Genomic DNA, 13,242 nt, shown 5'->3' with positions numbered 1-13,242 from the left:
TAGGGCAATTATGAAAAACACACCATTTAAAAAGACCCAGCTTGCCACATCAATGGCTTTGTTGATGGGCTCTACCCTAGCTCTTCCCTCTTACGCACAAGAATCAGAAGCGGTAACACCGGCAGAGGGCGAAGTTGAAGTTATTCAAGTAAGCGGTATTCGCGGCAGTATGATCCGTTCTATGGATTTGAAACGCAGCTCAAGCGGCGTAGTAGATGCCATATCCGCTGAAGAACTAGGTAAATTTCCTGATACCAACCTGGCTGAGGCACTTCAACGCATTACAGGTGTAAGTATTAGTCGTTCAAACGGTGAAGGTAGTGAAATTACCGTTCGTGGTTTTGGTCCTGAGTTCAACCTAATTACCCTGAACGGTAGACAAATGCCGGGGACGGGCTTTACCCGTTCCTTCAATTTAGCCAACCTTTCTTCTGAAGGTGTAAACACGCTTGAGCTTCAGAAGACCGCCCGTGCAGAAAACCCCAGCGGGGGACTAGGTGCAACGGTAAACATTATTACCATGAAGCCGTTGGCGCAATCAGGACAAAATGCCACGTTTTCAGTGAAAGGTATTTACGACTCGTCTAACGAAGCGGGTGATGACGTAACCCCTGAAATTGCTGGTGTCTACAGCAACACGTTTGCCGATGACATGTTTGGATTTGGTCTGTCATTCTCTCACCAAGAACGTGACTTTCAGCAGCAAGCGGCAAATATTCAAGGCTGGCAGCTTCAAGAAAACGCTGCACTACCTGACTTAGACCCTGAAAATGTGGTTGATAACCGCACCAATATTACCGACGCTGCGTTCTTCCCTAAGGACATGAACTACAGCATTACTGACGTTCAGCGTGAGCGTTCAAACGCCCAAGTTACTTTCCAATTTCGCCCAGTTGACGATTTTACGGCAACGATAGATTACACTGCAACACGCGCCACTACTGGCACCAACACAGTGGGATGGGGTATTTGGAATAACTTTGGCGCTAATATTAATGCGTACGAATTAGACGAAAATGGTACAGCAGTCTATGCCGATATTAGTGGCGACGACGGCTCGTTTACTGCCAGTCGCGAAACCACGCGAGTTGACGCGCGTTCAATTGGTGTAAACCTAGACTGGGTAGTGTCTGACGATTGGCATTTCCGTCTGGATTACCACGATTCTTACAACGAGATTGATAACGGTTATGACAAAGGTTTGGGTAGCTCTGGCCAAATTATACTGGGCTCAAACCAGCTTGAGTCAAAAGTTTACGACTACAGAGCAGGCGAGATTCCACAAGTTTATGTGAACTGGAACAACGGTACGAATGAAATCTTACCTAGTGAAATTGACTCTAACTTCAGCCAATTCATTTACTCACCAGGTCGCTCTGATATTGAGCAGCTGCAGCTTGACGGCACGTGGTATAACTCAGCTTTCGACATACCACTGGTTAAAATTGACTTTGGTTACGCCCGAACAGAACAAGCATTGACGGGTTTTGAAGCGTGGAGCGGACTACGCGGCGGCCCGGGTTTTAGTCCATCTTTCACAGAAATTTTCCCAGACAGCATGTTTATTCGCAATGACACATCAGGCTTCCTAGACGCCTTTGACGGTGGTGGCGCAGGCATGAATCCGGGTTACTATTACACCTATGATTTTGACGAAGCCATTGCCCGTCAACTTGCTTTCATTACTGGTGATGTCGTTGGCGAGAGTAACGCTTACTCTATCGACCCTTACTTCAGCGGTGCGCCTTCTGTCAGTAACGTAGAGGAAATTACCGACTCTATTTATGTTCAGTCAGAGTGGGACTTCGAGGTCGGTGATTATTACGTGCAAATAAATGCTGGTGTACGCTACGAAGAAACAGAAGTGCCAAGCTCTGCGGAGGTTCGTGTACCTGTGCAGGTAAATTGGGTCGCAGCTTCTGAGTGGATCACGCAGTTTGAAGACGAGCTACAGGTGCAAGACTTTACAGGCGAATATGACATTCTATTACCCATGTTCGACGTAAAAGTAGATGTGACGGATGACATTGTTGCGCGTTTCTCTTGGGGTAAATCAATTACCAGAGCGCCGATTGGCTTGCTACAAGGTGGCTTGGCATTCAGTGGAAGCCCTAAAATTGGCGCGAGAACCGCATCGGCGGGTAACACCAGCTTGCTACCGTTCGAGTCAACTAACTTAGACCTTTCATTTGAGTGGTACTACGACGAGTCGAGCATGCTTGCCGTGGGTTTATTCAGAAAGTCGGTTGAAAACTACATTACAACCACAGGTCAAGATCAGCAGTTCGAAGGTTTACGTGACATCTATCAAGGCCCTCGCTGGAACGAAGCCGTGACCGCATTAACGGCAGCTGGTGAGCAAGCCACCGATAGCGCTATCTATAATTACTTTATTGATAACGGCTATGCTGACGAAAACGGTGTGGTAACCCCTAATGCGGACGACCCGTTAATTACCTGGCGTACCACACAGCCTGGTAATTCCAGCGATTCAAAAACGGTTGAAGGTATTGAGCTAGCTATACAGCACACGTTTGGCGACACTGGTTTTGGTTTCGGCGCCAACGCAACGTTAGTTGACGGTGACGTTGAATACGATCCTTACAACCTGAACGAGCAAGACCCGCTAGTAGGTATCAGTGACTCGGCCAACTTCCAAGTGTTTTATGAGAAAGAAGGCCTTTCTGTAAAAGTGACCTATGCATGGCGCTCAGACTATGTTGTGGGTATTGGCCAAGCACAAGGTTCTTCAGATAACCCAGCAACTCAGTTCGACACCTTTGGTCAGGTTGATGCCAGCATCAACTATGATGTGAATGAGCACCTAACTGTCTTCCTAGAAGGCGTAAACATTAACGACGAAACAGAGCGTGGCTACGGCCGATTCGAAGAGCAATTCTTATTTGCTCGTCAGTACGGACCTCGCTACACGCTTGGCGCTAGATATACTTTCTAAGTTGATAGAGCAATAATACTAAGGGCCTTTTCAGGCCCTTTTTTGTTTTAGCACGCTAGAATTATCAAACATTTCTTCCAATATTTGATAACCTCACTAGACAAGCTCAGGTACGAGTAATAAAAGAAGAAAGCGAGTGAAGTATAAGAAGTGTATTAGCGTACTAGTGCTATTTTTGTTGGGAATAAACAATACCTTCGCATCTGACGATGACAGATATTTCCAAGCGTATTCCCAAATTATAGGCAGTAAACCCGACAGTGAAGAAGAGTTAACGGCATTAGTCTCTGACTCTGATGTCTTATCTGAACAGTCATCTCTTGCATCTGTTTACATTGCTTTACTGCAATCTATGCTTGATCATCCCACGGGATTCGAAGAGTACAAACTTGCCCCGAAAGACCACTTAAAAGATATAAAGCGTTCACACCCAGCGTTGTATTTCAGACACAACATTCTGTCAGCTTATAACCTCGCCATTCAGGAAAAGTGGCGTTTAGCCCATAGCACTATTGACGAAGTAATAGCGTTTGCCAACGACAATGATCCTGAGCTTTACTTTGACGCTATTGCGACTAAATCCATTTTTCTAGCGAGAATGGGACTAATAAGAGCATCCCTAAACTCTGGCGCGAAAGTGTTAGGCGAACTGCCTTCATTAACCGAAAAACGCTTCTTTGGAGACGGTGCAATAGAAAACATGGAGCTTGAGATAGGGCTCAATATGTCTTACTTAGGGGAGAATAAGCGTGCTTTAGAATTGTGTTCTCGTGCAGAGACCTTTTTTTATACTAGGCCTTTGTCTAGCCCCCATCGGTATTACCAAATTGCCCTAGACTGCCAACGAAGAAGCCTCGAGAACTTAGGTCAAATAGATGAGGCTTTCGACATGCTCGAAAAATACACCGAATACGCTACATCCATTGAGGACTGGAATACCTACACCTATGGACTAGTTTTAAAAATTGAATATTTCTATGCTCTAGGCAAAGTAAAAGAGGCGCATGAATTAATTGAAAAAACTGAGAGTTTCATATCCTTACTACCGACCTCATACGATACTAACACTTATCAAATTTCTCGGTTCAAAGCACTAGTAGAACAGAGTGAGTTTGAAAGAGCTAACGCGTTGTCAGCTTTAATTATCGACAACTTGAGTGACGAGTACAGCTCACCCGATTTACATTGGGCACAATTCAAATCTATTCAGTCTTCTCTTTTCGAGCAGCTGGGGAACAAAGAGGCTGCCATTTCAGCATTGCGAGACAGTAAGAACTTTTATCAATCTCTTTACTATCAAACTGACGACAGAAAAGAACTGTTTAGCGACTATTATGAAAGTGCGTTAGCTGAGCGAAAACTACAACTCTTAAAACAACAGCACGAATTATCTCAACTGGAACTTGCAAACAGCAACAGAATGAATCTAATTCTTACTGCTGGGGCGCTGACTTTATTAGGACTTTTAGCCCTCATTAGCTATCTATATGCTGTCCAGCGAAGGTTGAAAAGAGAACAGGAAACATTAGCGACCGTAGATACGCTCACAGGCGTTCGTAATAGAAGAAGTTTACTCGGCGCAGTGCAATTAGAGCTAAATGAAGCAAAGTCATATAAAAACGACTTATCTTTGGTGTTAATCGATTTAGATAACTTCAAAGAAATCAATGACAACTATGGCCATGAGTGTGGGGACGATTTACTCAAAGCCTTTTGTGAACACGTTTCCAAGTCCATTAGAAAAACAGATACATTTGGACGTTATGGTGGAGAGGAGTTCATTCTGTGCCTTCCTAACACGTCGGCTGCCGAGGCTAAGGAAGTTGTTAGCTCTATCCTTGATAGTTATCGAAAAGTACGTATTACGCCAAATATCAGCGCACAAACCTTTTCTGCTGGCATTGCGCAGTATCAAACAGGGATTGAAACATCGAATCTCATTAAGCAGTGTGACGAAGCGCTTTATGTCGCTAAAAGGTTTGGTAGGAATAGAGTTTGTATTTTCAGTCAGGATGACTAAGAAAACCAAAGAATTGAACGCCAATAAGTCGAGTGTACTACAGTATTAGAGTCATCAGACTTTAACACTGTAGTAACTAGTTTTAGCTACGGTCACTCGCGCGTTTCAAGCGACTGTTTTCGCTTATCCAATATTACTCGGTAACGGGCGTTCCATCCTTATTAAATTTCGCTATTTCGGCGCCAGAAGACTCCCATTCTTCCTTTTCAGCTTTAGTGGCTTTGGGTGAGAACCAGCCAACGTAGGCGTAAAATATCCCTATTAGGGGCGCCGTCCAACAAGCAAAGGCAAGAGGGATGTACAGCAGGTTCTCTAAGTTTGCGCCAGAAATACCCAAGCCAAGAGCAGATATCACAAAAGCACCACCGGCATTCCAAGGGATGAGCGGTGACATTAACGTGCCCCCTTCTTCAATGCCACGGGACAGGTTAAGCGTGGAATAACCCATGCCTCTATAAACGGGTGAATACATTCTTCCCGGCAAGGCTACCGACAAGTACGGGTCGCCAGCCACCAGATTAGTAGAAAACGCCGTACCAACCGCTGCTATCTGTGTACCAGCAAAGGTTTTCGCTTTGCTCTTTATTGCATTGATAATGCTTCTTAGGCAGCCTGTCGTTTCTAACGCTCCACCGAAACCAAGCGCAATCAATACCAATGAAATAGTCCACATCATTGACTGAACGCCGCCGCGATTAAGCAAACTATCTATTTCAACAATATTCGTTTGGATGGCATATCCGTTATTTGCATAATCGAAAACGGCTTGCAGACTCTGACCTTGCATAAACATGGCGAAAGCTCCTCCCACAACCGCTCCTGCAAATAACGCAGGAAGGGGTGGAATTTTCTTTAAGGCCAACCCCATAACAACAAGCGCTGGCAATAACGCCCACCCCGTAACGGTAAAGTTATCTTCTAATGCACTGGTGATACCTGCAATTTTTGCAAATGAGACGCTCTGAGCATCGATAACGAAGAAGCCGACGCCAAGGTAAATCAGAAATGCGAGCACCATGGCAGGGATTGTCGTTGCCATCATATTCTTGATATGTGAAAACACGTCGGTACCTGTAACCGCTGGAGCAAGGTTTGTGGTATCCGACAGCGGCGATACCTTGTCTCCGAAAAAGGCGCCTGAAACTACTGCTCCCGCCGTCCAGTACATGGGGATATCGAATCCTTCACCGATACCCATTAATGCTAAACCAACGGTGCCTACGCTGCCCCAACTTGTGCCTAAAGAAACTGAAACGACTGCACAGATAACCATACCCGCGGCCAGAAAAATTTGGGGAGACAGGGTCTTTAACCCGTAGTAAATAATGGTGGGTACCGTACCGCTGGCTATCCAAATACCTATGATCATCCCTACAACAATAAGTACACTTACCGACGGCAACGCAACATGGATAACTTTAAAGATTCCTGCCCGCACTTCTTCCCACGTTAGACCAAGATAAGTACCAACAAAACTTGTTAATGCTATGCCAATGGCAAGCGGTATATGAGGCTCAAACACGCCGAAGTAAAATATCTGGGTGCCGAGGATTAAAAGCGTCAATACAACAGGTGTTAACGCAAGTAAGAGACTTGGTGTTGCACGCTGTTCATCTGTCATTTTACTACCCTGTAATTTTCCCGAATGACAAGAATGAATGCAGGACGGAAACACGTCTTATCTACTTTCATCTCACCAACGATTGTTGTTTATATTACAGGTTGGCTACGGGATGAACTGCATAATAGATCGATAAACGGAAGGCTCAAGGTCGGTGCAAACAAAAAAAAGCCGCCAGTTTTTGAGGTTGGCGGCGTTGTTTTTTCTAGTAGCGTTGAGAGCTACTTACTGTTTAGTTTTGGCAACTTATACTCGCCGATTTGTCAGCCTCAGGGGTAAACTGAATATCTGCCACACTCAAGCTAGCCTTCCCTGAACTTCCCAGTTCAAATGGCACAACAAGGCCAGTAAAATCGATACCTTCATCAACAAAGCACTGTAGGTCAATACTTATGTTTGTCCATGTGTCAGCTGGCATCGCCTTTAGCTGCTCGCTAATGTCAATTTGAGTTGAACAGCTGCCCGCTGCGTCTCCCTCGCCTTCACAGTTCATGCCTACCGTTACAGGTGCATTTATGTCTGAGTGACGACTAACGTTAAAGCTTAAGGCACCATGCGTAAGTAATTGCGCACTTAAATCTTCACGGAAAAAGCTCTTGCTTGCAAAACGCATAGCGGCGAACTCAGTGCCATCGAAAGTGATTTTACGCGCATCTTCCTGCACTTCCTTATCAACCGTACGATAAGTAATTGCTCCAACAGTATGCGTGCTTGCGTTCACTGCCAGAGAATCATCACCAGAGTAGAGCCATAATACCCAAGGTGCCTCAACCGAGCCCTTAAGAATTTCCATCGGCTTGTTGCTGTCAGTACTCACCTTAATTTCAGTATTTAGCGCATCGCTTAGAACGTTGTCATCGCTGTACGTTAAGCCGAAGCCATAAGGCAGCAAAGGTTCATAGGTTTCATCGCCCTTGTTAACGATCTGCTGAGGCTCTGACGGCCACGAGAAAGACAGCTTGCCTTTAAAGTCCTGCTCACCAAACAAAACGTCTGCCACCGCTGCACCTTCAGAGCCAGGAAGCCAAGCTGCAACAAATGCATCAGATGCATTTAGCTCTGCGTTAACCCACATCGGTCGGCCGCTGATAAACACCGACACCACCGGAATTCCCTGAGATTTTAATTTTTCGAGCAACGCTAGATCTGTCTTGCTCCCGTGTTGATAAATTAAGGTTTCTCTATCGCCATGACCCTCGGCATAAGGCTCTTCACCGAACACCACTATGGCGACATCAGGTTTAGTTTCAAAGCTACCGTCAACCGATAGCTGTACGTTACCACCAGCATTGTCTACATGCGCTTTAATGCCGTCATAAATAGAGCTGCCGCCGGGGAAGTCATCGTTGGTATTATTTGTGCCTTGCCACGTAATACTCCAACCACCTGATTGCTTGCCGATGTTATCCGCACCATCGCCCGCTACCAATATGCGTTTGCTTGCAGAAATCGGGAGGGTTTTATTTTTATTTTTCAGCAGTACCAGAGACTCGCGCACCGCTTGCGCCGCCACTTCTCTATGCTCTGCCTTGCCAATAAGCGAACGGTCGCCAGATAACGGGCGGTTTGCCGGGCTTGGCTTTTCGAAAAGTCCAGCGCGTACTTTCACTCGAAGAATTCGGCGTACCGCATCATCAATACGCGACATAGGGATGGTGCCGTCGTTTACTTGAGCTAGGGTATTGTCATACAGCACCTTCCAATCGTTTGGCACCATGAAGATATCTAAGCCTGCGTTAATGGCCTGCGCACAATCTTCGTTGTTGCAACCTTTAACTTGCCCATGACCGTTCCAGTCACCAACAACAAACCCGTCAAAGCCCATTTGCTCTTTAAGTACGTCTGTTAGTAAGTATTTATGACCATGAAGCTTCTCGCCATTCCAGCTATTGAACGACGCCATGACAGACTGCGCGCCCGCCGTTAATCCGCCCACATAGCCTTGGGCGTGAATATCAAATAACTCTTGTTCGCTGGCAACATTGTCACCTTGGTCATCACCGCCAACCGTACCGCCGTCACCTACAAAGTGCTTTACTGTACTAATTACACGCTGGTCGCTTAAGAAGTCTTTGTCAGCCGCGCCTTGAAGACCTTTAACCACTGAAGCGGCATACTCTCTAACAATGGCTGGGTCTTCAGAATAGCTCTCGTAGGTTCTGCCCCAGCGATCGTCACGTACCACAGCAACGGTAGGCGCAAATACCCAATCGATACCCGTCGCCATGACCTCTTTAGCTGTAATGTGCGCAATCTTCTCTACCAGTTCAGGGTTATTTGCCGCACCTAATCCAATGTTGTGAGGAAACAAGGTTGCGCCTATAACATTGTTATGACCGTGAACAGCGTCTGTCCCCCACATTGTAGGAATTGTCGAGCCGTCCAAACTGTCATCGATGGAAGCCTGATAAAGCTTTTCTGCAAGTGCTACCCAGTCTTCTGGTGTGGCGTGCTTGTCGTTATTAGGGAATGCACCACCGCCGTTAAGATAAGAACCAAATCCATATTTGCGCATATCTTCTACCGTGATATTGCGAATTTCAGGCTGGATCATCTGCGCAATTTTTTGCTCGATAGTCATGGTAGACAGAATTTCTTCTACCTTAGTTTCGACAGTAGCGTTTGTTTTAACTTCAATATCTAGTTTAGGCCATACCTCGCTCGCTTTGTTTGGCTGTGGCTCAACGTCATCGACTGAAGACGTATTTTTTTCAGCTGAACATGCACTAACTAAAACGCCAACCAATGCACCGGTAACAACTTTCGCGATTATACTTTTTCGCATTATTTATCCTCGTTACTTTTCAGTGGTATTAATGTGAGATACGCGACTTCCTACAAGGCCATAGTAGGCAATGTAAAGGTAGCAAGAAGCAGGTAGTAAAAATGACAGCGTAACGCCGACGGTGTCTGCAAGCATGCCTTGAAGCAGTGGAATAATGGCACCGCCAACTATGGCTAAACAAAGAATGCCTGAACCTTGTGGGGTGTCTTTTCCTAGCTGGTGAAGTGCAAGACTAAAAATGGTAGGGAACATGATTGAGTTAAACAAACCTACTCCCAAAATGCTCCACAGCGCTATGTCTCCTGTGCTTGAAAGTGATAGCAAAATAAGCGCAATAGCCACACAAGCGTTGAACGCCAGCACGTAGCCACCCGAGATTTTTTGCATGACCACAGCACCGATAAAGCGCCCTACCATCGCGCCTCCCCAGTAGTAAGCAAGCAGCTTGGCCGCCCCTGCCTCACTTAATCCGCCAACCGCCGGACTCGCTAGATAATTCACTAGCATGCTGCCAATAGCCACTTCCGCGCCAACATACATAAAAATGCCGACAGCGCCTAAAACAAGGTGCTTGTGATGCCATGCACCTCCTTTAAATACTCCAGTGCTTGCGCTGGTGTGATTTAGCTTCGGCAGCTTTAAATACATGAAAATAAGAGCCAGAAGAAGCAGTGATGCAGCAAGAATTAGGTAAGGCACTTGCACGTCTGAAGCGCTTGGCGTACCGCCTCCGTGCTCTCCTGTAGCGCCGTAGATAAGATAAGAACCGAAGAAGGGAGCCACGGTTGTACCAAAAGCGTTAAATGCTTGGGTCATGGTGAGTCGTGACGAGGCAGTTTTAGGGTCGCCGAGTGCCGTTACATAAGGGTTGGCAGACACCTGGAGTACGGTTATACCAGACGCTAATACAAAAAGAGCTAACAGAAAAATACCGTATATTTGACTTGATGCAGCGGGGAAGAACAGCAAGCACCCCACGCAGGCTATAGCGAGCCCAAGTACAATACCTTTCTGGTAACCAATGCGCGACACCACCATGCCTGCAGGCAGTGACACAATGAAATAGGCACTAAAAAAGCAAAACTGAATCAGCATTGCTTGTGTGAAGCTAAGGTTGAATGCACCTTTTAAGTAAGGAATAAGGATGTCATTCAAACAGGTAATAAAACCCCACATGAAGAACAGCGTGGTGAGTGAGATAAGCGCAAAACGGTATCCACCGTTTGCCTCTGCCTCTTGGGCGCTTGAAATATTAGGCTGCACTGGTGTGTCCACGAATAACCTCTGTTGCTATTTTTCTATTTAATGATAAATTTACATTTGAAAGCGCTTACATCTAACTACAAATGATTTTGTAAGCGCTTACATTGAAGAGATAATTACACGAAGCGTAATCGAATTCAATGTAAATATGATGTTATTTGCCCTGTCTAGCGCAGGGTTAATATGAAAAAATTGTTATAGTCAGGACATACCCACGATGCAAGAAATTAACCTTCCATCCAATTCAATGATGTTGTCGAAAGACTTTTTGTTTGGTGTGGCTACATCAAGTTTCCAAATAGAGGGAGACAGAAAAGGAAGATTAGATTGTATTTGGGACACGTTCTGCGAAAAGAAAAATGCCATTACTGATGCCACTAATGGTGACATTGCCTGTAACCACATAGATTTGTGGAAACAAGATGTAGAGCTAATTGATTCTCTTGGTGTTGATGCTTATAGGCTGTCTATCTCGTGGCCGCGAGTGATGAAACAGGACGGTAGCGTAAACGAAGTGGGCATGCGCTTTTACGTAAACTTAGTCAATGAAGTTATCAAGCGCGGCATGAAAGTGTTCGTAACGCTTTATCACTGGGATTTACCGCAACACCTTGAAGACAACGGTGGCTGGCTTAATCGCAATACAGCCTATGCATTCGAAAAATATGCTGAAGCCGTAGCAAACGCGTTGGGCGAAAAAGTCCACTCCTACGCGACATTAAATGAGCCATTTTGTTCAGCCTATTTGGGTTATGAGGCAGGCATTCATGCACCTGGAAAGACAGGCATGGCAAATGGTCGAAAGGCAGCGCATCACTTATTGCTTGCTCACGGTTTAGCGTTGAAGGTGCTTAACCGAGTTTGCCCAAAAAGCCAAAACGGTATCGTACTTAACTTTAGCAATTGCCATACAAAAAGTGATTCACCCGAAGACATACACGCCGCCAAACTCGCCGATGATTACCAAAACCAATGGTATTTAAAACCTATTATTGAAGGCAAATATCCAGACATTATCGATAAGCTCGCTCCCGACGTTAAGCCCGACATTGCGGAAGGTGATATGGCTATTATCTGCCAACCAATCGATTACTTAGGCATTAATTATTACACCCGCACTGTGTATCAAAGTGATGGCAATGGTTGGTTTGAAATTGTGCCTCCAGCCACAACCGAACTAACCGCAATGGGCTGGGAAATCACTCCTGATGCCTTTACCGAGCTGCTTGTTGATTTGCACCAACGCTACGACTTACCGCCTATCTATATCACTGAAAACGGAGCAGCAATGGATGATGAGCTCATAGACGGTGAAGTGTTAGACGACGGGCGTACCGCCTACTTCCACACCCATTTAAATGCGGTAAATGAAGCAATAGAAAAAGGCGTAGACATACGCGGATATTTTGCATGGAGCCTAATGGACAACTTTGAGTGGGCACTGGGCTATTCAAAGCGTTTCGGCATAGTTTATGTCGACTACGCAACCCAAAAACGTACGCCAAAACAAAGCGCTTTGGCTTATTCAAAACTGGTTAAGAGCCGGATAAATGGGTACATTAGCGGTATCAAATAAGGACAAGTACCAAACCGTATGGCAACAATTTACCAAGTATCAGAGGCCGCAGGTGTTTCGTTAGCTACCGTTTCTCGCGTTATGAATGGCAACGCGAAGGTAAGCGAGCGCACCCGCAAAAAAGTAGAGGATGCTATGGCATCGTTGGGATACCAGCCCAATGCTATTGCGCAATCTCTTGCGTCAAATCGCACTAACAGCGTCGGTTTGCTCGTATCTGAACTGCACGGCTCTTACTTTGGCGACTTGATGAGTACAGTAGAACATGTGCTTAAACAAAACGGTAAGCACGTTATTATTACCGCCGGTCATGTGGATGAAAAGCGCGAGCACGAAGCTATTGAGTTTTTAAAAAGCCGCCGTTGCGATGCCTTGATTCTTCATGCTGAAGCCGTCTCCGATGACTACTTAAAAACACTAGTAGACAGTAAGATCCCCGTTGTTGTGATAAACCGAAAAGTGGACGCTCTCGACGAAAACTGCTTTGTTGTGGACAACGAAAGAGGCGGCTACATGGCAACGAAAGCTGCTATTGATGCAGGCCACAAAAAGATTGCGTACATCAGCGGCCCGCTATTTAAAAAGGATGCAAGCGATCGTCTGGCTGGTCACAAAAGAGCCCTTCAAGAAGCAGGGGTTACCTTTAGTGAAAACAGTGTCTTTGAAGGTGACTTCCACGAGTCATCAGGTCAAGAAGGCATGCAGCATCTTCAGAGAACATTCTCTGACTTTACCGCATTGGTATGCGCGAACGACGAAATGGCCTCTGGTGCAATGACCGCCGCAAGAGAAGCGGGATTTGATATACCGTCACAGCTTTCTATCATTGGCTTCGATAACGTACTGTTTTCGCGCTACCTTTATCCAAAACTCACTACCATTAATAACCCTATTCACGCTATGGGAGAAATGGCTGCTTATTGGGTGCTGCAACATGTTTATGACATAAAAAGCCCTATTCCTATTGAGCACTTATTTGAACCCGAAGTAGTAAATAGGGACACATTAGGCAAATTATAAA

The 13,242-nt window shown here is 45.7% G+C and carries 7 protein-coding genes; 4 read left to right on the top strand and 3 right to left on the bottom strand.

Features of this window, described 5'->3' with window-relative positions; translation table 11 throughout:
- The first annotated feature begins 10 nt into the window (after nucleotides 1-10).
- Both MHN00_RS09460 and MHN00_RS09455 read left to right on the top strand, forming a co-directional pair.
- Nucleotides 11-2,956 carry a TonB-dependent receptor gene (locus MHN00_RS09460; protein WP_014951139.1) on the top strand — a complete coding sequence of 982 codons (2,946 nt, stop codon included), beginning with the start codon at nucleotides 11-13 and terminating at the stop codon, nucleotides 2,954-2,956.
- Nucleotides 2,957-3,092: 136 nt separating this feature from the next.
- Nucleotides 3,093-4,976, top strand: coding sequence for a GGDEF domain-containing protein (locus MHN00_RS09455; RefSeq protein WP_239301004.1), 1,884 nt, complete (start codon nucleotides 3,093-3,095; stop codon nucleotides 4,974-4,976).
- 133 nt (nucleotides 4,977-5,109) lie between these two features.
- On the opposite strand, the gene nhaC is transcribed toward MHN00_RS09455, so the two are convergent.
- The 3 genes from nhaC to MHN00_RS09440 form a co-directional block, all read right to left on the bottom strand.
- A complete protein-coding gene (nhaC, locus tag MHN00_RS09450; protein ID WP_014951141.1) occupies nucleotides 5,110-6,597 on the bottom strand; it encodes a Na+/H+ antiporter NhaC in 1,488 nt (495 codons plus the stop codon).
- Nucleotides 6,598-6,829: 232 nt separating this feature from the next.
- On the bottom strand, nucleotides 6,830-9,382 hold the full coding sequence (locus MHN00_RS09445; protein ID WP_239301003.1) for an exo 1,3/1,4-beta-D-glucan glucohydrolase: 2,553 nt from the start codon (nucleotides 9,380-9,382) through the stop codon (nucleotides 6,830-6,832).
- A gap of 12 nt (nucleotides 9,383-9,394) precedes the next feature.
- Entirely contained in the window at nucleotides 9,395-10,657 is a 1,263-nt protein-coding gene (locus MHN00_RS09440) for a sugar MFS transporter (RefSeq protein WP_075177264.1), read from the bottom strand.
- Between the two features lie 205 nt (nucleotides 10,658-10,862).
- On the opposite strand from MHN00_RS09440, the gene MHN00_RS09435 reads away from it, so the two are divergent.
- Together MHN00_RS09435 and MHN00_RS09430 are read left to right on the top strand one after the other, a co-directional pair.
- Nucleotides 10,863-12,221: a GH1 family beta-glucosidase gene (locus MHN00_RS09435; RefSeq protein ID WP_075177263.1), complete on the top strand. Its 1,359-nt coding sequence runs from the start codon at nucleotides 10,863-10,865 to the stop codon at nucleotides 12,219-12,221.
- Nucleotides 12,222-12,239: 18 nt separating this feature from the next.
- Nucleotides 12,240-13,241 carry a LacI family DNA-binding transcriptional regulator gene (locus MHN00_RS09430; RefSeq protein WP_075177262.1) on the top strand — a complete coding sequence of 334 codons (1,002 nt, stop codon included), beginning with the start codon at nucleotides 12,240-12,242 and terminating at the stop codon, nucleotides 13,239-13,241.
- The last annotated feature ends 1 nt before the right edge of the window (nucleotide 13,242 follow it).

This window comes from Alteromonas sp. Cnat2-8 (genome assembly GCF_022348355.1).
Classification (GTDB): Bacteria; Pseudomonadota; Gammaproteobacteria; order Enterobacterales; family Alteromonadaceae; genus Alteromonas; species Alteromonas macleodii.
This window is presented reverse-complemented; position numbering and strand designations above follow the sequence as displayed.